The sequence below is a fragment of the Flavobacterium sp. S87F.05.LMB.W.Kidney.N genome (assembly GCF_004366435.1).
In the GTDB taxonomy this organism is placed as follows: domain Bacteria; phylum Bacteroidota; class Bacteroidia; order Flavobacteriales; family Flavobacteriaceae; genus Flavobacterium.
Genome location: NZ_SODX01000003.1, coordinates 97,315 through 121,324 on the forward strand (window position 1 = coordinate 97,315; position 24,010 = coordinate 121,324).

At 33.4% G+C, this 24,010-nt stretch carries 13 protein-coding genes and 1 pseudogene; all 14 read left to right on the top strand.

The window, feature by feature from the left end; translation table 11 throughout:
• The first annotated feature begins 489 nt into the window (after nucleotides 1-489).
• The 14 genes and pseudogenes from EDB96_RS09745 to EDB96_RS09810 all read left to right on the top strand — a co-directional run bounded on the left by EDB96_RS09745 (nucleotide 490) and on the right by EDB96_RS09810 (nucleotide 23,452).
• Entirely contained in the window at nucleotides 490-1,035 is a 546-nt protein-coding gene (locus EDB96_RS09745) for an RNA polymerase sigma factor (RefSeq protein WP_134140512.1), read from the top strand.
• Between the two features lie 77 nt (nucleotides 1,036-1,112).
• Nucleotides 1,113-2,174 (top strand): FecR family protein, encoded by a 1,062-nt coding sequence (locus tag EDB96_RS09750; RefSeq protein WP_134140513.1) that lies wholly within the window; start codon nucleotides 1,113-1,115, stop codon nucleotides 2,172-2,174.
• 177 nt (nucleotides 2,175-2,351) lie between these two features.
• Entirely contained in the window at nucleotides 2,352-5,912 is a 3,561-nt protein-coding gene (locus EDB96_RS09755; protein WP_134140514.1) for a SusC/RagA family TonB-linked outer membrane protein, read from the top strand.
• 19 nt (nucleotides 5,913-5,931) lie between these two features.
• The gene (locus EDB96_RS09760) at nucleotides 5,932-7,290 is read left to right on the top strand and encodes a RagB/SusD family nutrient uptake outer membrane protein (protein ID WP_134140516.1); all 1,359 of its coding nucleotides are present in this window, start codon (nucleotides 5,932-5,934) and stop codon (nucleotides 7,288-7,290) included.
• A 13-nt stretch (nucleotides 7,291-7,303) separates the two neighbouring features.
• Nucleotides 7,304-9,283, top strand: coding sequence for a TlpA family protein disulfide reductase (locus tag EDB96_RS09765; RefSeq protein WP_134140518.1), 1,980 nt, complete (start codon nucleotides 7,304-7,306; stop codon nucleotides 9,281-9,283).
• Nucleotides 9,284-9,306: 23 nt separating this feature from the next.
• Nucleotides 9,307-11,904, top strand: coding sequence for an alpha/beta hydrolase family protein (locus EDB96_RS09770; RefSeq protein WP_134140519.1), 2,598 nt, complete (start codon nucleotides 9,307-9,309; stop codon nucleotides 11,902-11,904).
• Between the two features lie 142 nt (nucleotides 11,905-12,046).
• Complete coding sequence (locus tag EDB96_RS09775; RefSeq protein WP_134140520.1) at nucleotides 12,047-14,842, top strand: M16 family metallopeptidase; 2,796 nt, start codon at nucleotides 12,047-12,049, stop codon at nucleotides 14,840-14,842.
• 335 nt (nucleotides 14,843-15,177) lie between these two features.
• Nucleotides 15,178-15,844, top strand: a pseudogene (locus EDB96_RS09780) (IS6 family transposase).
• 108 nt (nucleotides 15,845-15,952) lie between these two features.
• Nucleotides 15,953-16,423, top strand: a complete 471-nt coding sequence (locus EDB96_RS09785) for a GbsR/MarR family transcriptional regulator (protein WP_134140522.1) — start codon at nucleotides 15,953-15,955, stop codon at nucleotides 16,421-16,423.
• Nucleotides 16,424-16,475: 52 nt separating this feature from the next.
• Nucleotides 16,476-17,585 (top strand): metallophosphoesterase, encoded by a 1,110-nt coding sequence (locus tag EDB96_RS09790; RefSeq protein WP_134140523.1) that lies wholly within the window; start codon nucleotides 16,476-16,478, stop codon nucleotides 17,583-17,585.
• A 94-nt stretch (nucleotides 17,586-17,679) separates the two neighbouring features.
• Nucleotides 17,680-18,711, top strand: a complete 1,032-nt coding sequence (locus EDB96_RS09795) for an aldo/keto reductase (protein ID WP_134140524.1) — start codon at nucleotides 17,680-17,682, stop codon at nucleotides 18,709-18,711.
• 88 nt (nucleotides 18,712-18,799) lie between these two features.
• Entirely contained in the window at nucleotides 18,800-19,630 is an 831-nt protein-coding gene (locus EDB96_RS09800; protein WP_134140526.1) for a phytoene/squalene synthase family protein, read from the top strand.
• A 124-nt stretch (nucleotides 19,631-19,754) separates the two neighbouring features.
• Complete coding sequence (locus EDB96_RS09805) at nucleotides 19,755-19,955, top strand: hypothetical protein (protein ID WP_134140527.1); 201 nt, start codon at nucleotides 19,755-19,757, stop codon at nucleotides 19,953-19,955.
• Between the two features lie 2,771 nt (nucleotides 19,956-22,726).
• Nucleotides 22,727-23,452, top strand: a complete 726-nt coding sequence (locus tag EDB96_RS09810; RefSeq protein ID WP_134140529.1) for a hypothetical protein — start codon at nucleotides 22,727-22,729, stop codon at nucleotides 23,450-23,452.
• The last annotated feature ends 558 nt before the right edge of the window (nucleotides 23,453-24,010 follow it).

Consider the following 24,010-nt stretch of genomic DNA (forward strand, 5'->3'; position numbering starts at 1 on the left):
TATATCTTCATTTTTTACTGCTTCAGATAAACACTGCCTAAGCGTTTAGTCGCAAAAAAGGTATCAACTCCACTTTTTTGTAGACTTTGAATAGTTTCCTTTTACCCAACCGCGGATGCTCCGCCATTCGAACCTGTATTCAAGAACCTTTTATTTTGCTGAGGTGCTGCTTTTCATAACTATAATGCGCCATGATTCTGCCACAAAACTTAAATTGGGTAAAAATTGACAAAATTCGCCTTAGCTTTTCTTGGCAGAAAAGTATGAAGTCCACTTATTCAGCTTTAAACAACCAATATATCGATTTTTCTATTCTTTCCGGTGAATGTTATCTATATGTAAAGTACTTTTAAAATCGATTTTAACAAAATTATCGCCATTATTTTAATTATATCTTTCAAAATCATGCGAAATAATTGAAAAACACTTCCTTTTGCTGATAAAAGTTATAGATTTGTTTCGAAAAACAATAGCAATTTTATTCTTTTAATGGAGAATACCACAACAGATATTTTATTATGGCAGCAGATTAAAAAAGGTGATATTACCGCCTTTGAAAAGCTCTATGATATCTATTCTGATGGTTTACTTACTTTTGCTTTACAATATACTACCGAACCATCTATTGCTAAAGATGCAATTCATGATGTTTTTCTTGATATTTATAAATATCGAACCGGTCTTGCTGAAAGTGTAAATGTAAAATCATATTTATTTAAAATTACACAAAGAAATGTTTTAAAAAAGAATAAAACTTCTCAAAAAATTTTTCATTTAAATACTGATTACAGCAAACTTACACCCAAAGAAGCTTCTTTCGAAGAAACTTTAATTGAAGAGGAAAACAATTTAGAATTAAATGCAAAATTAGCTTTTGCCATGCAAGAACTTACCGAAAATCAACGCAAAGCATTGTTCTACAGATTCAACGAAGATAAACCTTACGAAGAAATTGCCTCTATTTTAGGTATCTCTATCGAGTCTTGCAGAACGTTGATATACAGATGTTTGAAAGAACTTCGAAAAAAGCTTTAAAAAAAGGTTATTTTTTTTGTCTATGTTTCTAAATAGTTGTTCTCTATAGAAATATATACCCCATAAAAAACATCGCCTTGCAAATTAATTTTAACAACATATCAAATGATGAAAAAGATTCTTTAAAGAATCAAATTCGTCTCGGACTAATCGAACTGGAACAAAAAGAATCCAGACGCAGGAAAAAGAAAAGACTTCTAGCCTTTGCTGCTGCTGCGAGTGTCGCATTATTAGCCGCTTTATTTATGAATCAGAATTCCTCAGAAAGCGCCAAACCTCTAACAGCATTAGAACAATTTGCCCAAACCTCTAAATCAACAGAATCAAACCTAGATTTAGAAAATATTTCTCTTGTCTTGCAAGACCAGAAAACTATTACGGTGCAAGATAGCACCGTAATTAGCTATGAAAAAAACGGTGAAAAAGTTACTGTAGGTCAGCAAGCTATAAATACTAATCCTACTAGCGTTTCTGCCTTTAATACCGTTAGAGTTCCTTACGGGAAGAAAACCCAAATCGTTTTGACTGACGGCACAACCGTTTGGCTTAATTCTGGTTCTTCTTTAATTTATCCTACTCAGTTTTACGGATCAATACGGGAAGTTTACTTAACTGGTGAAGCTGCTTTTGATGTAGCCCATAATAAAGCCAAACCGTTTTTCGTAAAAACAAAAGAGTGCAATGTGCGAGTACTTGGAACAGTTTTTAATGTAAGCTCTTATCCTGAAGACGAAACGGTACAAACTGCTTTATTGCAAGGAAAAGTTAGAATTACCTACAATAAAAAAGGAATTTTAAACAATCAGGAACTTCAAGAGGATTTAACTCCTGGCATGATTGCTACCATCAATAAAGATCAAAAACAGCTAAAAGTAGAACGAAAAGATGTTGCTTCTATCTTGTCTTGGCGTGAAGGTTATTTTACTTTCAAAAGCCAGTCATTAAATAGTATTCTAAGCAAACTTTCAAAATATTATAAAATTGAATTCATAAAAGGTGCAGGTTTGAATCTGGATGCTAATTATTCTGGCTCTTTTGCTTTAAATGAAAACCTTAATTCACTTGCAAATACATTATCTAGTATAACTAATAACAGCTGCACTGTTAACGCAAACCAAAGAACTATTACAATTAAATGAATAAAAAAATCAATTCAAAAACCGTAAACGCCTATGATATAAAACCAAAAATAAACATATCAACCTTATTTGTAAAAACTAACCAAAAAAAAAACCAAAAGATGTTGGAACCATCTTTTGGCATTGTAGAACTGTAGTCAACGCTAATTGACTATCTCTTAAATTCAAAACAAAATTATGAATAAAAAACATAATTCAGAAAAGTATTTTTCTGGACGATACCACTATTACCTATATCTGCTGCTTATGAGATCTGTTACTGCATTTATTTGGATAAGTATGTGTAGTTTATATGCGAACCCTTCTTTAGGACAAAATAAAATACATGTTCGTTTCAAGAACACTCCGCTAACTGAAGTTTTTTCTACTTTAGAAAAACAGACTAATTATGTCTTCTTTTATAATGATGATGTACTAAAATCTGCCAATACCATTACTTTGGACAAAGATGCTACTATAGAAGAAATCTTGAATAATGCTTTAAAAAGTAACAATCTTACTTTTGATATCATAGATAAGCAAGTTGTTGTAAAAAGAAACAAAAAAAGAGCTGAACAGTTAGAATATGATTTAACTGGTAAGGTTACCGATAAAAAAGGTGCACCGCTTATTGGTGTAAATGTTATTTTAAAAGGCAAACAATCTTGGGATATTACTAGAAAAGAAGGAGACTATCGAATGAGAGTTTCTCCGTATGATACTATTGTTTTCAGTTCTTTAGGATATAAAACTGTAACCGTTGCCGTTAACAATAAAAGAGTTATCGATGCAACACTTGTACCAGATGTTATGGAACTTCATTCTGTAGAAATTCCTGTTTCTAACGGTTATACAGAAATTCCAAAAGAAAGAGTTACTGGAGCTATCGGGGTAATGACTGCAAAAGAGCTGGCCGAAGTTCCAACAGTAGACATTCAGTCAAGACTGGAAGGAAAAATGGCTGGTGTAAATGTTGATCCAAGAACAGGTTCCATAAGCGTAAGAGGAACTAATAGTTATAGCGGAACAGGACAGCCATTAATTGTTATCGATGGTTTTCCGCAGTCAAGAGAAGATTTTGCTTTCTCTAAAAGAGGTGTTCCAGGCTCTTCTATTTTAAGTTTTCTTAATCCAGATGATGTAGAAAGCATAACCGTTTTAAAAGATGCCGCTGCAAGTTCAATTTGGGGATCTATGGCCGCTAATGGTGTTATTGTAATTACAACCAAAAAAGGAAAAAAAGGTGAGCCAATTATAAGCTTTAACACCACTACAAGCATCGGAGAGAAAATAGATTTGGGAAAACTGCGTGTCATGAATACAACTCAATATATTGATTATGAAAAAGACCTTGTAAATGGTGGATTCGTTGTTGATAACATTTCCAACTGGCAGGCCCTTAATCCAAGTGCTGCACAGGAAATCATGTTTAGACAAAAAAGAGGTGAAATTTCTATAGCGCAAAGAGATCAGTTATTAGCCCAGCTTGGACAAAATGATAATTTAGGACAGATCAATAGATATTTGCTAAGAAATTCGGTTACAACGCAATATGATTTATCTATAAATGGCGGAAATGAGAAAAGTACTTATTATTTGTCTTTAGGATATAATAAGGATGAAGCTGCTATGAGAGGAAATGATTCTCAATCTTATAATATCACATTAAATAACTCTTTTCAGCTTAAAAGCTTCTTAAAGTTAAATACAGGAATCAATTATGTTCCAACGTCATATCAAACAAATACAGTTGTAAACGAAGCTTTGTCAAATGTATCGGCTACAGCTTTACGCCCTTATGATATGATCGCCGATGAAAACGGAAATGGAATTGACCGTTATTTCCTTTTTAGACCAGAAGTTTCAAAAGGATTTGAGGCAAAAGGATATTTACCTTGGTCTTACAATTATTTAGATGAACTAAATTATTCTAACGTAATAACAAAAGGAGCTAACATTAGATTAAATGCGAGTTTAACAGCAACAATTACAGATTGGTTAAATTTTGAAGCATCGGGAATGTATACTTCTATTACAAATAAGACCAAATCTTTGAGTGAATTAGACAGTTATTATACTCGAAACATGATTAACCAGGCAACATCTGTTAATACAGCTGGAAAATTAGTGTATGGTATACCGCTGGGATCTTATCTATACAACACAAACTCTAACAACGATAATCAGAATATGCGTTTTCAAATGAATATCAATAAAAACTTCAATGAAAACAACAGTTTACATTTTTTAGCTGGTACAGAAATTAGAGAAGAACGAAGAGAAGGTTCAAGCCAAAGATATTATGGTTATAATACTGACACAAACTCAGGACAATCTGTAAATCCTACCGTTTATTACAATACCGTTTATGGATGGCAGAGCATTATTGGAGCTTCAGATAATAGCATTAGTAAATCAAGAAGCCGTTATTTGTCCTACTATGGACTGGGTTCTTATGATTTTATGAGCCGATACCATGTTTCAGGAAGTCTCCGTTTTGATGATACTAACTTAGTGGGAGCTTCTAGAAAAAATAGAGCATTACCGCTATGGTCTGCAGGTGGTAAATGGGATATAAATAAAGAATTTTTCTTAAGTGATTTAAATTGGCTGAGTAATTTAGCTTTTAGAATTACTTACGGTAAAGGCGGAAGTTCGCCTACTGGTGGTTTTGGAAGCCAAAGTCCTATAATTAGTATTGGATCTGTAGATTTTAATACGCAGCTACCAACAGGCTCTATTAGTATACCTGAAAATCCTGAAATTAAATGGGAGACAACATCAACATTCAATTACGCTTTAGATTACGGTTTTTTCAATAATCGTTTAAGAGGAAGTGTTGATCTATACTATAAAAAAACAAAAGATATTTTAGTAAATCTTCCTTTTAACCCTACTTACGGATGGTCTTATGTAAATTATAATACCGCAACTTTAAAAGGAAATGGTATAGATTTATCTCTTTCAGGAACTATTATAAATTCTGAATTTAAATGGAACAGCAGTTTAAATTTCTCTTATAATACCAATGAAGTTACAGACTCTCGTTTTATAGCAACGACCACTAACCAATACCTATCTGGTGTAACAACAAAAGGTAATCCTATCGGATATATTTATGCTTATAATTGGGCAGGTTTAGATAATACTGGCCAGTCTACTGTGTACAAAAAAGACGGTACAATTGTGAATTCAACTCAAGGAATTGCATCAATTGATAAAGAAGATTTAAAATATATGGGAACTACTTTTGCTCCTTATTTTGGAGGTTTCATGAATGATTTCTCTTTCAAAAATTTTAAATTAGGGGTTCAGATTACCTATTATGCAGGACATGTGTTTAGAAATACAGTTTTACAAAATTATCCTTCATATACTGGAGTACAATATGGATCTGTTGCTAAAGACGAATTAGTGGCAGAACGCTGGAGACAAGCTGGAGACGAAGCTTTTACAAAAGTTCCAGGCCTTACAAATATTAGCTATAACAGTTTAAACCGTTACCAGATGGCAGATATTAATGTACTCCCTGCAGATAATGTGAGATTACAGCAGGTTTCATTAGGCTATAATGTACCATCAGAATGGCTACAAAAAACTTTTATTAAGTCGTTAAGTTTCAATTTTGCAGCGAGAAATTTAGGATTGTTATGGGTTAAGAATGATTTAGGAATAGATCCTCAATACCTGTCAAACAATAACTATAATACGCTTCCACCACAGCGTAATTACTCTTTACAGTTTAATTGCAGTTTTTAATTTTAAAAAACAGACTATTATGAAATTTCTAAAATCCACGTTATATATATTCCTTCCTTTACTTTTACTAAACTCATGCCGAGATTATGTTGAAGTTGAACAAGTTGGAAACAACAGAATTTTAAAATATACTTCTGATTACAGAGCTTTGGCAAACAATTATAATGACATAACTTCTTCTGGAGGAATTTATCTTATTGCTAATGCTGATGTCGAATTCCCAACAACTTATCAAAACGGAGTCACTACTATTTGGGGTAACAGTTATACTTGGCAGGATAGAATTTATGATCCTTCTCAAGGTGATTCAGACTGGACAGGATTATACAAAGCGGTTTATTACAGCAATGTAATTCTTGATGGCGTGATGGGCAGTGAAAAAGGAAGTGATGCAGAAAAAAAGGAAATTTATGCTGAAGCTTTCGTACATAGAGCATTTGCTTATTTGCAGTTGGTTAATACTTATGCACCACAATTTGATCCTGCTTCTGCCAATTCAGAAAAAGCAGTTCCAATTTTGTTAAAACCAGAATTGTTTTCTTCATTAGAAAGAAGTACAGTTGGACAAGTTTATGATCAAATTATATCCGATTTAAAAAGTGCTTTGGAAAATGGCATTCAGGACGATCCTCAGTTTAATGTGCTTCCTTCAAAAAGAGCCGTTTATGCATTGCTTGCGAGAACTTATTTGTTAATGGGACAATATCAATTGAGTCTTGAAAATGCCGAGAAAACGTTACAGATGCAAAATGGTTTAATCGATTTAAAAACATTTGCGTCTGGTTACAGCTATCCCGTTTTAATTCAGAATCCTGAGGTTATATTTTCAAAAACTTTGCTTTTAGCTTATAACAGAGCTCCTTTGTCAAATGATTTATTAAATAGTTTTGGGTCAAGTGATTTGCGCTATGATTATTATACAATCGCTGGAAACATTGCGATTTCTCCAACTTATACAGGAAGAGGATTTGGAATTGCAACTTACAGCTACACAAACGGAATTAATGTAGGAGTTTCTGTTCCTGAAATGTATTTAATTGCGGCAGAATGTTATGCAAGATCTGGTAAGATTGCAGAAGCAGTTAATTACCTAAATATTCTAAGAGCAAAACGTTTTAAATCGGGATCAGCTTACACAGTTAGTGCAACAACAAACAAAGAAGCTTTAGATTTAGTGTTAACAGAAAGACAAAAAGAATTTATCGGAAGAGGATTTCGTTGGTTTGATCAGCGACGTTTAAACTTAGATCCAGCTTTTCAGAAAACCTACACCAGAGTTTTTAAAGGCCAGACTTACACTCTTGCACCAAACAGTGATGGATATGTATTCCCAATCAATCAAAATTATATCGATCTAAGCCCTGAATTAGGGAAATAAAAAAAAACTTACAATGTTTAAAAAAATAAAGAATATCAAATTATTGGTATTGGCGATCTGCGCCTTTACCCTACAGGTTACAAGTCAAGAAGTTAAATCCAGATTGCAAGGAATGATCGACATTCCGATTCCTGGAGCTTCTTTCAGCATGACTTATGATCCAAAAGGCGGACCATTAGAAAATGTGAAAAATATTAGTGGTTATGCTTATGTTTTCAATGATTACAGATGGGAAATTGAAGATCTTAAAATGAAAAAAAATGGCGCTGTTTACAGCGCCGATTTTACAGTTCCAAAAAACTGTGCTTTTATGGCTTTCAAATTTTACGGAAATACCGAAAATGGCTTGGTAACAGACACCAATCAAGACACCGGATATATGCTGGTTGCTTTTAAAGAACCAAAAGTAAAAATGCCAGGAGCCGATTTAGCTTGGGCGACTTTCAGAAACAAAGATTTCAATGGTCAGTTTGGCGGTTACTTCAAAGATTTTACAATCGATGGCGACGCTACTGAATATTGGTTAAAAAAAGAAGTTGCAGCTAACGGAAATAGATTTCCAGAATTTTTTGATACCTATTTTAAAGTATTGAAAGTGCAAAAACCTGAAAAGTTTCAAGAATTAGGAACTCGTTTTCTAGCAGATTTTACAAAGAAAATGAATGGAATGCCAGAAGAAGTTTATCTTAAAGTTCATAACATTTATTTATATGAATTAAAAGACAAAGCCAAATCAGATTCTGTTGAAAATGTAATCGTAAAACAATTTCCAAAAGGCGCATTTTTACGACAAAAAGCGTATCAAAAAATTATGCTGATTGCAGATGCATCGGAAAGAAACAAAGTTAGCAGCCAATTTTTAGTTGATTTTCCATACACTTCAGATGTACCAGATTCTCAAAAGTATTTCTACGATAATATTGTAAAAATGCAGTTTGGTTATTATTTTGAAACTAAAGATTACAAAAGTATTTCAGCTATGATTCCAAACATGAATTTTGCTAATCTAAATGATGCTTACCACCAGAATATTTCGAAAGCGCTGTATCTGAAAGTTGTTGATCCTGCTGTTATCGAAGCTATGGCGGTGCCAATAATCAAGCAGATGCAGCAAAAAGTAAATGATATGTCTTACATGCAAGGACTTTACTGGTCACCGAACCAAGCGACAGAAAATGCAAAAAATCAGCTTAATAATGAGTTGGTTATTCAGATTCGTATGTACGACATTTTGAAAAAGTACAAAGAAGTTTTAGAAACTTTTGAATTGCTGCCTATCGAAAAACGTTACGAAAAAGCAAGCATCAATGATATTCATATTAAAGCTTTAGAAGCATTCAACAAACCAATTTTAGAGGTTTTAAAAAATGCAGCAAGAGCTAATACTTTATCTGAAAGTGCCACAGCAAAACTGAAAGAGTTATATCTGAAAGAAGGCAAAAAAGAAGCTGATTTTCCTGCGTATTTAGAACAGTTGAAAAAAGAAAATAAACCTGAAGAAAAAATCGCTTTAATGGATCCAGTTCCTGCACCGGCAATTAAAGTGCAATCTGCAGACGGAAAAACAAAAGATTTAGCTTTAAACAGCGGTAAAATTATCGTAATCGATTTTTGGGCAACTTGGTGCGGACCTTGTAAAAAGGCATTCCCAGCAATGCAGCAGTTGGTAAACAACTTTAAAGAAGACAAACAAGTTGAAGTCTATTTTATCAGTACTCAGGAAACCAAAGAAGGCTACAAAAAAGATGCTCTGGCATATCTAAAAGAAAAAGGTTTAAAAATCAACACTTATTTTGATTTAGTTAAAAAGGGTGGCGGAACAAATAACGCTTCTTTCACGAACTATGCTAAGATTTTTAAATCAAGCGGTATTCCTAGAAAAGTAGTGATTAAAAACAGGCAGATTCGTTTTACATCTGAAGGGTATTCTGGAAATCCAGGTCAGTTGGTCGATGAACTTACTAACGTGATTAATGCTTTAAAAAACGAATAATTGCTTTCTGAAAATAAAAAAATATGAAAAAAATAGTTTTACTATGTGCACTCGCTTTGAGTTTGCATAGTTTATCTGCGCAGAAAAAGGCAGTAGACGAATCGGCATATCAATCATGGAAGAGAATCAACAGCAAAGCTTTGTCTTACAATGGTAAATGGATGTCTTACAGTACCGTTTTTCAAGATGAAGAAAAAGAAAATAAAAAACAGATCGTTATTCAGGAAGCTCCAAAAGGAAAGCGTCTGGTGCTGGATAATATCAGTGATTTAAAATTCATCGGAAAAAAAGACTGGATTCAGTACAGTAAAAACGACAGTACGCTTTTAGAAAATTTAAAAACTGGAGTAAAAAAACTTTGGAAAAGCAAACATTACACCAATGCTCTTGAAGGAACCGATTTCTTGTATTATACGCGTCCTGAAACTCCAAAAGGACAATTCTTTTTGCAGCGTTTAGTTTGTTATAATCTTGAAACTAATGATAGTTTATTTGTGAACAACATTAAATCATCCCGCTTTTTAAAGAACAAATCAATTGTATATGTACAGATTGAAAAAGACCAAGTTTTTCTGAAACATGGAACAATCGGAGGAAAACAAGAAACCGTTTTCAGCGGAAAAACATGCGATTTTGGCGATTTTCAATTAAATGATAAAGAAAACGGTGGAACTTTTACTTTAAAAGGTAATAACAGCTCCGATTTCAATATGGTTTATTATTTTAATTTGAATACAAATGCGACTCGTCCTGTATTCAATTATGATGAAATTGCTTTAAACAATTCTAATTTTTCTGTCTCTAAAGTGGCTTACGGATTAAATGAAAATAGCAATTTCATAAACTTACTAGTAAATTCTAATAAACGTCCTGAAAACACGCAGATTGCAAAATCTAATATTGAAATCTGGAGATCAAATCAAGGAACTATGGAGCGTAGGCAAGAACTATTGAGAAGTTCTAAAACACTTCCTAGCGAACCAAAATTCCTTTATAATATTGCAAATAAAAAAGTAATCCAAGTAGCTTCAACAGGCGAATTTGATCAAGTTTTAATACCAGAATCTGGTAATTTTAAAGGTGTTTTTGCTATTGATAAAAAACCGTATACAGTAGAAACTGACTGGACTTTTAACGAACGTAACGACATTTATTGGATTGATGCTATAACCGGAAAATCGACCAAAGTACTTACAGGCGTTTTTGGAAATCCAAATTGGAATCCGCAGGGAAGTTTTGCTGTATATTATGACGGAAAAGCAAAAATATGGACCATTTTTGATAGTGCTTCTTTAGAGTTTAAAAACATCAGCACACAGATTCCTTATCCTGTTTCAGATGATAATGTAGACATGAAATCGGCTGACACTGCTTTTGGAATTGCAGGTTGGTTAAACAATGGAAACACGGTAGTTCTATACGATCAATTTGATTTGTGGGCTATTGATCTTACGAATCAAAAAGCAGCTTATTCAATAACTCAAGGTTACGGAAGAAAAAACAAAATTGAACTTCGATATGGAGAAGAAGGTTTTATTGGCAATTTGGATCAGAAGAAAAAAGTTACTTTAATTGGTTTTGATTTTGATCATAAATCTAATGGAGTTTATACCTTAAACAACAATAATTCGATAACAAAAGTATTTGCCAATTCGGATTACAATGCGCGAATAGAAGCCGTTTCTGGAGATAATTCTAGTGTTTTATTTTCTAAATCAAGTTATACTATTTTCCCAGATTTATGGTGGGCAACGTCTAGTTTTGGCTCACAGTCCAAAATTTCAGATGTCAATCCGCAACAAAAAGACTACGCATGGGGAACGGCAAAAGTATTGACTTGGAAAACTTTTAACGGAAAAGAAAACCAAGGAAATCTATATTTGCCAGACAATTACGATAGCAAAAAAACATATCCGGTAATTGTTCATTTCTACGAAAAACATACGGCAGAATTTAATAGCTATCAACTACCAGAAATGAGTTCTTCAAACATTAATATTCCAAGTTATTTAAGTAGAGGTTACATCGTTTTTCAGCCAGACGTACATTATGTTTATGGCAATGTTGGAAACAGTGTTTACAATGACGTAATGAGCGGTGTAGATTATTTAATTGCAAACGGTATTACGGAAAAAGGTAAAATCGGGATTCAAGGACACAGTTTTGGAGGCTATGAAACTTCTTTCTTAACTACTAAAACGGATATTTTTAGCTGTGCTATTGTAGGTTCTGGAGTAAGTAATTTTACTGCCAATTATCCTGTTATGAGATCAAATGGTATTTCGACCATGTTTAAATACGAAGCCGATCAATATCGTATGGGAAGTTCTATGCATGATAATCTTGACGGTTATATTAAAAACTCTCCTTTATTTGCAGCAAAAAATATCAAAACGCCAATCCTTATTTTCCATAATGATAATGACCGCGCAGTTCCTTATCAAGAAGGACAATCTTTGTTTTTTGCACTTCGCCGTTTAGGAAAACCTGCTTTGCTGATCAACTATAAAAAAGAAGGGCACACTTTAAACGATGCTGCCAACAGAAAAGACTGGACACTCAAAATGCAGCAATATTTTGATTACTACTTAAAAGGTTCCGCAAAACCAGACTGGATGTAAAACATACAAGCCTATAACTTTATTATAAACCTAAGCCTGTTGTTTGAAGGTTTCTCACGAAACCTTCAAATACACAGTAGGGACTTCTTATACCATTTTCAAACTAAAATTCAATCAAAAAAAAGAACAATAACGATCAACAATGAAAGCAAAATTAATTTTAGCGCATTTCTTAATCTTGGGTTTAACTCAGGTTTCGGCGCAGTTTAAAACCACTTTTCCACTTCCTAAAGAAGTCGTACATGGAACGCTTCCGAACGGAATGCAATATTTTATCATGCACAACGAATGGCCAAAAGAGAGAGCCGATTTCTATTTTGTACAAAACGTTGGAGCAATTTTAGAAAACGACGATCAAGACGGATTAGCGCATTTTCTGGAGCACATGGCTTTTAACGGGACAGAACATTTTAAAGGAAAAGGAATCATCAACATGCTCGAAAAACAAGGTGTTTCTTTTGGAAAAGATATTAATGCCTATACAGCTTATGATGAAACGGTTTACAACATCAGCAATGTTCCCGCAGATAACAAAACTTTATTGGATTCTTGCATGTATGTTTTACATGACTGGTCAGGTTCTTTGCTTTTGGCTAATAACGAAATTGATGCCGAAAGAGGCGTAATTCGTGAGGAATGGCGTACCAGAAGAAATGCAGATTACAGAGCGGGTGAAAAAATTGACAAAGTAGTATTTGCAGGTTCTAAATATGCGAAACGAAATGTAATTGGAGATTTGAATGTTATTAATAATTTCAAATATCAGGTTTTAAGAGATTATTATAAAAAATGGTATCAACCGCAAAATCAGGCTGTCCTGATTGTAGGAGATATCGACGTCAATTTAATCGAAAAACGTGTTAAAGAAATTTTCGGTTCGATACCAACTCCAAAGAAAATCAACAAAAGAGAATACGAAAAAATTCCGTTGCAAAAAGAAAATCGTTATGTGCTGGCAACCGACAAAGAATTACAGCGTTCTGGAATTTCTCTTTCGTTTACACAGCCCAAACCTTTAGTTCAAGATCAGGCAGAAATGACCAAAAGCATGCAAGAAAGATTGGCGATGCAATTGATGAACATTCGTTTTGGAGAATATATTATCAATAATGAAACAGCTGGTTTATCTTTTGGAGTTTCTAACAATAATCTATCTAGGTTAGCAAGTAAATTTTCGCTAAACATTACACCAAAAAAAGGGAAGTTTTTAGAAGCGTTTTCAGAAGCCTACAGAGAATTTGCTAGAGCTATTCAAAACGGATTTACACAACAGGAGTTAGATCGTTTAAAAACAAAAATGCGTAGCAGTTATGACAATCGTCTAACGAATAAGGACAAAATCAGTAACGCATCTTGGGCAGAGCAATTACAGCTTTATTTCTTAGAGTCTAATCCAGTAATGACAATGGATGAAGAATTTAAGTGGATGAATTACTTCTTGGATAAAGTAACACTGCAGCAAATTAATACTGTTTTTAGAGCTTTAGAACCTAAACAAAACTTAATCTTATCGGTTTCTGCTCCAGAAGATGGTGTCACTAAATTTCCTGAAGCAAATGACTATTGGAATGCAATGAAAACCATTTCAAACAGCAAACTAGAACCGTATAAAGAAGAAGAATTAACGGCTTCATTGGTAAAAGAGCAATTAACAGAAAAAGTGATTGTAAAAACCAGCGAGATTAAACCATTTGCGAATGCAAAACAATATACTTTGGCAAATGGAGCTAAAGTGATTATTTATCCTACTGCATGGAGTAAAGACCAAATTCTATTTTCTGCTTACAGTGCAGGAGGAAGTTCATTGGCAGATTGGCAGGATCTTCCATCAACTCAAATTGCATCGGCTGTGGCTGCTTACTCTGGTTTAGGCGATTATAAGTTTACCGATTTAAAAAAGAAACTTACTGGCAAAACAGCGAGTGTGAGTCCGTATATTGGCGGGTTATACGAAGGTTTTAACGGGAACAGTAATAAAGAATCTTTAACGACTTTATTGCAGCTTACGTACCTTTATTTCCAGCACCCAAGATTTGACACCACTACTTTCGATAAAATTAAGGAGCAATATCAAAACAAATTAACAAATGCTTCAAATAGCAACGAGAAAGCACTAAGCGATACAATTTCAGTTTTAAACACCAATTACAGCAAACGAAATTGGTTATTGACACAAGATTTTATCAATGCTTTTGATTTGAATAAAGCAAAGAAATTCTACACCGAACGTTTTTCGAATGCAGCAGATTTTACTTTCTTATTTGTCGGAAATATTTCTGAAAAAGATATTGCACAAATCAATACTTATTTGGGTAATCTTCCATCAACCGCGAAAACAGAAAAATACGTTGATCACAAAATCTACATGAAAGACGGAAAGACCGAGAAAACGATCTTCAGAACAATGGATACACCAAAAACGACAGTTTACCTTCATTTAGAAAACAAAGACGTCGTGTATTCAAAAAAGAACAAAATCATAAGTTATGTGGTTTCTGAGTGGCTGACTAAACGTTATTTGGAAACCATTCGCGAAGAAGAAGGTGGAAGCTACGGCGTTCAGGTTGGAGCCGATCTATTACATTCTCCTACTCCATTATTTTCATTAGAAATCAATTTTGACTGTAATCCTGACAAGGCAGATGCATTGGTAAAAATTGTTCATGCTGAACTTGCTAGAGTGCAAACGGAAAACATTCCTGCCAATATGTTGGAAGACATCAAACAATCTATAATTAAGAATTATCAAGAACAGATAAAAGAGAACAGTTATTGGCTGAATGCCTTAACCTCTTATGTTCGTAATGAGGAAACACCTCTTGATATAGAACTTCTTAAAACTACTTTAAGTACTATAACTGCTAAAGATTTAAAAGAATTTACTGTAAATGCTTTGAAAAAATCGAACAGCGTACAAGTAGTGATGAAAGCAAAATAAGAATCTCTTATAAACTAAGTTTCCAGATGGTTTATAATATTCTTATCGATTTTTTTATTTTTTATTTTAATTAGTTTTTAAGGGCTGTCTACAATGTAGGCAGCCTTTATTATTTATAAAATTCATTTAAAAAATTAAAGAAACAGAAAAACTACTCAAATTGACTGGCTTTTTGAGATCGCTCCGCCATTCGAATCTGTATTCAAGAACCTTTTATTTTACTGAGGTGCTGCTTAGAAATAAATCAATTTTTAGCTTATGTTGAACAGCCGGGAATGTGGGTTCTGTCGCATCTGTTAGATAACTATTATATTTAGACCTAAAAAATACATTAAATGAATACGAAAGGTTATTGTTATCCCAAAGCTATTATATTGCAGGCTGTTTATTTTAAATTAAGATTTACATTGAGTTACCGGGATGTTGGAGGAAATAATGAAAATGCGAGGAGTAGCAGTTGATCACGCTACAATTCAGCGTTGGGTATTTAAATTTTCACCTCTGATTGACTCGGAACTCAAGAAGAGAAAGAAGAGTGTAGGAGCCAGCTGGCGAATGGATGAAACCTATATAAAAGTAAAAGGTGTCTGGTGTTACTTATATCGAGCTGTTGATAAATGGGGTAATACAGTGGATTTTCTTTTGACCACAAGGAGACAGTGAATGAGTGCGCAGTCATTTTTAATAAAAGCGATAAGAAATAATTGCAGGCCAACGGTAATAAATATAGACAAAAGCGGCTCTAACACCAGTGCAATACGGGTTTATAACAAACGATCATTTTCGAATATAAAGATTCTTCAATGTAGATATCTCAACAATATTGTTGAACAAGACCATCGCTTCATAAAGTGGCGGATACAAATCGGCTTGGGTTTTAAAAGTTTTGCGTCTGCCAAAAGAACCCTGGCAGGAATTGAAGTTGTACAAATGTTGAGAAAAAATCAAATGCTTAACCAAGGAACAAGTATGTTCAAATCATTTTGTAAATTGGCTGCATAATTTTCGGGTTTCTGATTTCTTGCGGATTTACATGGCAGATGCGACAGAACCCTTATAATTGATTGTTATTTATTTTAATTATAGTCAGCTATTGAGTAGTTTTGTCTTATGGAAAATAAAAATAGAATTCTTGAAATGGTCGAAAGAATGGGCGTAAGGGCAGAGAAGGACGGTTATCCGCCGGCCGCTGCTCGCATTCTTTCATTACTTTTAATATGCGATCCTCCCTTTCTGACTTTTGATGAAATTAAAGACACGCTGCAATTAAGTAAAAGTGCTGTAAGTAATGGCATAAGTTTATTGGAACAGAAATGCTTGATCGAATATTTTACACAGACAGGGAGCAGAAAAAGATATTTTAAAATTCAAAGCACCGCTTGGTACGAATTTATGAAATCTATAGTGCGAACCCAGCGGCCATTTACCATCGATGTAATTCCCGAAGCATTAGCCTTTAGATCGGACAAACATCCTGAGACCAATAAAATATTGAAGGAGGCGAAAGAATTTACCGACTATATGTTTGATCAGATGGATGCTGCATTAACCAAATGGGAGCTAAAAAATAAGATAAAATAAAAATTTTTACTTTTTGGTTCTTTTTGTTCAGAACTAAGTGTATATTTGCGCAATGAATTACTTTGTTATTGTCGCAGTTTGTGTACTTATGGTCATTTTTGTATTTCTAGGCTTTCGATTAACCGGCCTGGAAAATTATTCATGGATGCTATCAGCAGTTATTGTTGGATTGCTTGGATCATATCCCTTAATTTGGTACGGGGTTCTTCCCTCGCAGTTGGATAAGGTTCTCCGAACAATTGTCCATTTTGATATGGGAGTATCAGGAATTCTTTTATTTTTCGTGCTGATACGGGAAATTATTGTCCTGTCTGTAAGGGTCATAAACGACCACGCTGGAGAAATTTTATATTCTAAATCAGCAACGCTGAGCATCATAGTGTTCTCGGTAATTTTGGTTATGATCGGTTATTTGAATGCATCTTTGGGGCCTAAACTGGTAAATGTTGAAATCCCTATTGATAATCTTCCATCTGATTTGACAAATATCAAAATCCTGCAGATAAGTGATCTGCATGCGGGTGCAGGTATCGATTCATCTTACGTGCAGAAGGTAGTCGATGTCTCAAAAAAAAATAATCCGGATGTAATAGTTATGACAGGTGATATCGCAGATGGTGATTTTGAAAAATATAAAGGTGAAGTTGAGCCATTATTTGCCCTTAACTCCTGCCCGGTGCTCTACGTTACCGGGAATCATGAATATTTGAGGGATTCTGAAAAATGGAAATCTCATTTTGAAAAAATGGGAATGATTTTTTTAGATAACCAGTACACCATTATAAAGAGAAATTCGGCGACGATGATGTTTTCAGGAGTCGATGATCCGTCGGGCAGGGAAGTAAATCCGTCATTCGGTCCAGATTTAAAAAAGTCATTGCTGGGAGCTGATGATGCTGATGTTAAAATATTATTAGCTCACCAGCCAAACATTGCCGATAAATCGAATGTCCTATTTGATCTTCAACTTTCAGGACATACACACGCAGGACAGTTTTTCCCTTGGAATCTGCTTATTAAAATATTTCAGAAGTACGACAGGGGGCTGAAAAAGTCCGGCGATATGTGGGTTTATACCAGTCAGGGGACTGGTTACTGGGGACCACCTCTGAGGCTGGGCACAAGATCTGAAATTACTTTGATACGATTAAAGAAGAAATAAAATATTTGAACAATTCATAAATAAGCGTGTTTAATTGGTTCTTTTTGTTCGGAACTAAAAAAATAAGTTAATATTAATATCTAAATAATTTTACATGAAGTACAAAGTATTAGGAAACACAGGTCTTTTTGTGTCTGAAATGTGTTTAGGAACAATGACTTTCGGCCAGTCAGGTGGAAAGTATGCAGCTGCATCTGGTGTATTACAAGATGAAGCGAATGCAATCATCAAAAAAGCCTTTGATTCCGGCGTCAATTTCATTGATACAGCAAATGTTTATGCTCGCGGAGAGTCGGAGCAGATCGTAGGAGAAGCAATTAAAAAGTTAGGAATTTCGCGCCACGAAATTGTGCTTTCCACTAAAGCTGGACACTCGACAGGAGGAGGACCGAACGACGGAGGTAATTCACGCTACCATCTTATCAATCAAGTAGAGCAGAGCCTAAAAAGGCTGGGAACTGATCACGTGGATGTTTTTCATTTGCACGGCTGGGATCCGGCTACGCCCTTGGAGGAAACAATGCGTGCGCTGGACGACCTTGTAAAAAGAGGTCTTGTAAGATACTTGGGTGTTTCTAATTGGACAGCATGGCAGATAGAAAAAACACTTGGGATTTCCGCAAATTTGGGAAAAGAACGCTTTGAATGCGTTCAGTCATATTACTCTTTGGCAGGAAGGGATATTGAAAGAGAAATCCTTCCTATGCTTGCTTATGAAAACTTGGGCTTGATGGTTTTCAGTCCTCTGGCAGGCGGCTATCTCTCAGGAAAATACTCTAATGGCGAATCTGGCAGAAGAACTACTATTCAGTTTCCACCTGTTGATGAATCTAGAAGCAGAGAGACGTTATCGGTTCTCGAAGAGATTTCGAAGATTCATAATACCACGCCTGCCTCAGTCGCTTTGGCTTGGCTACTGCAAAATAAACACGTTACTAGTGTGATTTTGGGCATTAAAAAGATAGAACAGCTTGAGGATAATCTTGGCGCTTCAAAAATTTCGCTGTCAACCAAGGAAATTATAAGTTTAAATGAGTCCAGTGAACTTCCTGTTGAATATCCTGGCTGGATGGCAGGAACAACTGCTCATCGCCAAGAATTATTACATTCTGGTACTTTACAATAACAATTATAGACTGGCAGAGGGTTCATCTGCCAGTACTATTTTCTTTGCAAGATATAAATCAGCAGGCAAAAACAAACTAATTTCGTATATGAAAAAAAATTTTGATGACATTTCTTTTCAGTTGTCCCGGTCAGTTACAAAGACGTATAGCACGTCATTTTCGCAATCAGTTAGGTTTCTTTCCCCGCATTTCAGGCAGGACATTTATAATATCTACGCATTTGTAAGATTTGCCGACGAAATCGTAGATTCATTTCATGATTACGACAAACAGACACTTTTAGAAACGTTCAAACAAGACTGTAAAAAAGCGATCAGCAGCGGTATAAGCATGAATCCTGTGCTCAATTCATTTCAATCTACCGTAAATAATTCTGACATTCCTTTAACACTGATTGATTCGTTTTTTAGTAGTATGGAATTGGATTTGATCAAAATCAGATATAATTCTTCAGACCAGCTTAAAGAGTACATCTATGGAAGCGCGGAGGTGATTGGAATAATGTGCCTGAAAATATTTGTAAAAGGTGATGAGGTGATGTTCGAAAGACTTAAGCCTGCAGCTATGAAACTCGGTTCTGCATTTCAAAAGATAAATTTTTTACGTGACTTAGGTGCTGATATGTCCGATTTGAACAGGATATATTTTCCAGAACTAAGCAATGAAAAATTTCAAGAATCCGCTAAAATCTTGATTCTGAAAGATATTGATGATGACCTGAAGGCCGGACTCAGCGGCATAAGCCAACTTCCTTCTACGGTGAGATTTGGGGTTTATCTATCATATGTTTACTTTAGCGCCCTTCTTGATAAACTTAAAAGACATCCAATATCTGAGATAAAATCAACAAGAATCAGACTAAACAATTTTAAAAAGACACTTATTTTATTCAGGAGTTTTATTTTTTATAGGTTGTGAGCGCGTACTCTAAATTTTAGCCGTTACAACAAAATCAAGTTTATTTAGCTTATCATGCCCTAATTTACTCTTTGCATATTCAAATAATAAAATCTTTTTTTTAAATAAATGTTAAAATGCTATTATGATTTATGTTTTTAAAACTTCGGTAGACAGCCCATTAAAACTACAAGCTGCCAGCGAATTGCTGGATCAATTATTTCCAAACTGTAAATGGAATTTTGATCTTGAGGACTGTGACAATATTTTAAGAGTGGACAGCAGATTGAATGCCGCGGCCATGCTTGAGAACAACACCGTTTTCGAGTGTATCGAATTAGAATAGTGATTAAAAAGAAATAAAAAATTGCTGATAAAAGTTTAATAACAGTTGGAATTACATGTAGTATATGTTTTGTGGAAAAATCGTGAAGAAAGAAACAAAGATGTTAAGCTGTTTTTTTAAGTTCTTTTAGTGATATTTAACGACTACTTTATACTTGGAACGATCTTTAAATATTATATCCTATTAATTAGATTATTTTTCTTAGAGATTGAGAAAAGTTGACTGTTAAATTTTTCCGTAAATGGGATCAAGAAATAAATTCGAACTTCTCAGTATTACACAACTTGCCTGTTGATGGTATTTTGTAAGTCCTGGGTACAAAAGCCTGATTATTGCATATAGCACAGAAACCATTTTGGCGGAGATTTTAATGAAATGACGGATGAAGGCCCGAAGAGAGTGGAATTCGTATACCAATGCGTTCTTGCTTACATGCGCAGTGACGTACTTCAGACACCACTTAAATTAAAGCACTCTTTCAACTAGATAATTTATCCCAGTTTTATGCTCTGCAGCAAAACTGCTACCTGTAAGATACTGTCGTTAGGTTCTTGATCGTCTGCACAGAACTTCTCACTTTAAATCTTCGCTTAACCAATGTTTAGGGCTAAGGTTGGATGGCTTGCCAATGCCTCTGAATTCCAAAACCTCTTGAATGAAACCCAATCGCATTTCAAAATGCAGCGGTTAAATTTGTCAAGGCCGAATAAACAAAAAATCTTTATGCCGGCATAAACGGCCAGAATGGCCCCGCATTTTTAAGGAAACCTTCAAAGGGCATTCCTTCGCTTGCACCAGGAAATGAGAGACAGAAATATCCAAATTCTTCTACGTTCATTAATCTAAGTTTTAATAAGATGAATAATTTATTTACAAAAATATAGGACAGTTCCAAACTGTCCTATATTATATAATGTTTGATATTTATTATTATATTTTTTATCAAACTAGTATTTGAATCATGTTAATGACCGAATGAAGAATTTGAAAATATTCTGTTTAAAAAAAAATGTTTCGTTTTGTAATTTTATTCTTTTATTGTAGTATAAAGTTTCGAGACTAAGCTACGAAAGCCTTGATTTTGCTGGTTTTGTAGTTGCGTAAAATTTAGATTACAATGTTTTTGCAACAAAACTTAAAACGTCTTTTTTGAAAATAGATTTAGATTAGGTATGGTAAATTTGTTGCGGATGAAGAGGTTCCGCTTTTGAATTAGTATGACCGTAGTAAATACTAAGTTTTATATTTTATCTGAGAGAAGATGTAGAAAAAAAGTGTACCTCGAAATTTTAAACCATTTCTTTGAACAAATATAGTTAAAAAACAGCCTAAATATATAAAATTATATGGGATTTCTAGAGCTTTGAAAATCTAAAATTGATATCTATTTGTCAATTGATATATTTTGAAGGTATCCTTAAAACATTATTATGGGGCTTTTGAGTAATAAGAGTTGTGATGATGTTAATCTATTTCAAATTTGGATGATCCAATGAAATAATGCATATAGTTTTGAAAGAAAGATTGCACCTGCAATTTTATGATAGAGTTTTATTTATAAGGTTGAATGCTTTTAGAGTTCTACTTATATTTTTATGGGATCCAAATAGTATGAAGTCCAATCAATAATTTTTGATTTAAAGATAATAAAATTGCGCCATCTTATTTTACAGAATTATTTAAAAATCTACTTACTTATTGTTCTTCCAATGACGCTAAAAAGTGAGTTGTTTCCCATTTAGCGGGCGGACTAAACTGTAGAATTGAAAACAAGAAAATAGTAGGTTTAAGATTATCTAGAAAATATATTGAATTTGTAAAAGAATATACAAAACAACAAGTCTTTGACTATCACGGTAAGCCAACATTTGAACTTATAGACGATATGGCATTTGGTGGTTTTGACTATTCAATCGAAAACTATATTTTAGTCTACGAAACAAAAAGGATTAGTTTTTATTTTGACCCAAATAGTCTAAAATTGAAAGAAATAAACACAAATAAACTGAATTATGAATGTTTTACAGTTGAAAAATAGATTACCTACAGCGAACAGCTTCAGTAGATTTTGGCAATTGACTTAATGGAAAGTTAGTTTTGTATTTGGAGATCAACCTTAAGGGGACTCGAACCAAATTTCCTTGAAACAAAGGTTTTTAAATTTCCAAGAAACTGAAACAAAATTTATCGAACCACAAAAAAAGCCTGAGAATCTAGATTTTCAGGCTTTTTCTTTTTTATAGTAGCAGGAACAGGACTCGAACCGGATAATCAGAAAAAAACAACTAGAATAAAAAGCTGTATAAGTTTCGAACCTAACTTCGGGAAGCTTTTATTTTACTGAGTTATTAATTTGTAAAGAATCAATGTGCCATGATTTCGCCACAATTTTAGATTTTGCATTTTTTTGTTTTTGTTTGTTTAAAGTGCTGATATATAGACTTTTGTTTTGGTTAATTATTGTTTGGCCAAATTATGAGTCAAATAACTAATGGTTTATTCTATTTGATTTAGTATGAAATGGAAAGAAATTTTAGTCTGCATCTTATTTTTACCTTGACTTCTCTTAATTACTAGGAATAAAAGATTCTAACTGTATGCATCGTAAATTTATTAATATATTGGTAATGTTTTTGACAAAAATGTTTTCAATAATTACGACCATTCAAAACTTTATGATTTTCATTCTAACAGAGTAAATAAATCAGATTTTAACAATTTCAGGATACGTAGTTATGGTATGTTTTTTAATAATATTCAAAGATAAATAAATGAGAATAAATCTTACAATAGTTCTGTTGTTTACACTGTTGGCATCATGTCATGAGAATAAAATGCAGTTAAAATTAATCAATAAAGAAGTTGTGTGTAAAGGTTTTTCTTCAGATACGATAGAGTCCTTTTACAATCATTCCGTGTTTAGTAATGAAAATCAAAAATTTGATTATACGAATGTTGTAAAATTCCAAGTGTCAAATGCAACAGATAAGAAATACTTATTATTTATTAAAAATTTTAGTTTGTCTGATATATATAATGTAGATATACTCATAGAGGATGAACATGGTAATGTATCTAAGAAAAATGCCCCTTTAATTGATCCCTCATACAGCTGTAAGCTAATCAGTGTAATGGAACAGGATTTTGATGTGAAGTTTGAAAAAAAAAGAATACTTAAAAAGATGGGGTATAATATAAATAGTGGAAATGTAAATTATTATGATCAGGAAGTAGTGATTTCTTCCGGAGAAAATTATATTTTTCAATCATCATTATCTCTTCCATTTGTAGTAGAAGACAAAGTGGAGAATTTAAGAAGTCCAGTCTATTTTAAGTTAAATCCTGAAAAAAAATATACATTCCGCTTAAGGTATAAATTAAAAGATGACATTGAAAAAAAATTGCCAAAAGATATTTTATCCAATTACAAAGAAAATAATGTAGAAATTTTTAAAGGTGAAATAATGTCTCAAAAAATTCCAATTGTATTTAAATAAAGGAGAATCGGTTGGAGCAGTTTTCATTAAAGAGCATGATGCTGGTTTTTTGGGATATCATAGTTTTTTCGGTATCTTTTAAAAATTATTAAAGCCTTTGAAGTTATTTTTTCAAAGGCTTTTTTATTAATTATTGTTGATTAGAGGCTGTAATTCTAACCTAGTAGAAAAGAGTACGATTTTACTGATTTTATCCAATTCTTTAGTTAGATATTAGTTAGATATTAGTTAGATATTAGTTAGTTAGTTAGTTAGTTAGTTAGTTAGTTATTTGTATATAGTTTCGAACCTTAAATTGTTAAAAACTATTTCTAGTTTTAAATACATCCTTTCTTTGCTGCGATTTTTGCAAAAAAAAAGATTGCTAAATATCTGTAGAACTTCGATAACTTCTTCGGTAAAATTGGAGGCAGCTCCTTTATTTATTACAATGAAGATTCTTTAATTTTGAGCTAAAGAACTTTAGTATTGAAAATTTGGATTTAAAATTTTTATAAGTATAAAATTCTGATATTTTGATAAATAATAAAACTTTTTATTATGTTTACATGATCTTAC

Bases quoted from the DNA above. Each gene is read 5' to 3' on its own strand.
- EDB96_RS09745 (WP_134140512.1), top strand. From the start codon at position 490: ATGGAGAATACCACAACAGATATTTTATTATGGCAGCAGATTAAAAAA.
- EDB96_RS09810 (WP_134140529.1), top strand. From the start codon at position 22,727: ATGAGAATAAATCTTACAATAGTTCTGTTGTTTACACTGTTGGCATCA.
- EDB96_RS09775 (WP_134140520.1), top strand. From the start codon at position 12,047: ATGAAAGCAAAATTAATTTTAGCGCATTTCTTAATCTTGGGTTTAACT.
- EDB96_RS09760 (WP_134140516.1), top strand. From the start codon at position 5,932: ATGAAATTTCTAAAATCCACGTTATATATATTCCTTCCTTTACTTTTA.
- EDB96_RS09800 (WP_134140526.1), top strand. From the start codon at position 18,800: ATGAAAAAAAATTTTGATGACATTTCTTTTCAGTTGTCCCGGTCAGTT.
- EDB96_RS09755 (WP_134140514.1), top strand. From the start codon at position 2,352: ATGAATAAAAAACATAATTCAGAAAAGTATTTTTCTGGACGATACCAC.
- EDB96_RS09785 (WP_134140522.1), top strand. From the start codon at position 15,953: ATGGAAAATAAAAATAGAATTCTTGAAATGGTCGAAAGAATGGGCGTA.
- EDB96_RS09790 (WP_134140523.1), top strand. From the start codon at position 16,476: ATGAATTACTTTGTTATTGTCGCAGTTTGTGTACTTATGGTCATTTTT.
- EDB96_RS09765 (WP_134140518.1), top strand. From the start codon at position 7,304: ATGTTTAAAAAAATAAAGAATATCAAATTATTGGTATTGGCGATCTGC.
- EDB96_RS09805 (WP_134140527.1), top strand. From the start codon at position 19,755: ATGATTTATGTTTTTAAAACTTCGGTAGACAGCCCATTAAAACTACAA.
- EDB96_RS09770 (WP_134140519.1), top strand. From the start codon at position 9,307: ATGAAAAAAATAGTTTTACTATGTGCACTCGCTTTGAGTTTGCATAGT.
- EDB96_RS09795 (WP_134140524.1), top strand. From the start codon at position 17,680: ATGAAGTACAAAGTATTAGGAAACACAGGTCTTTTTGTGTCTGAAATG.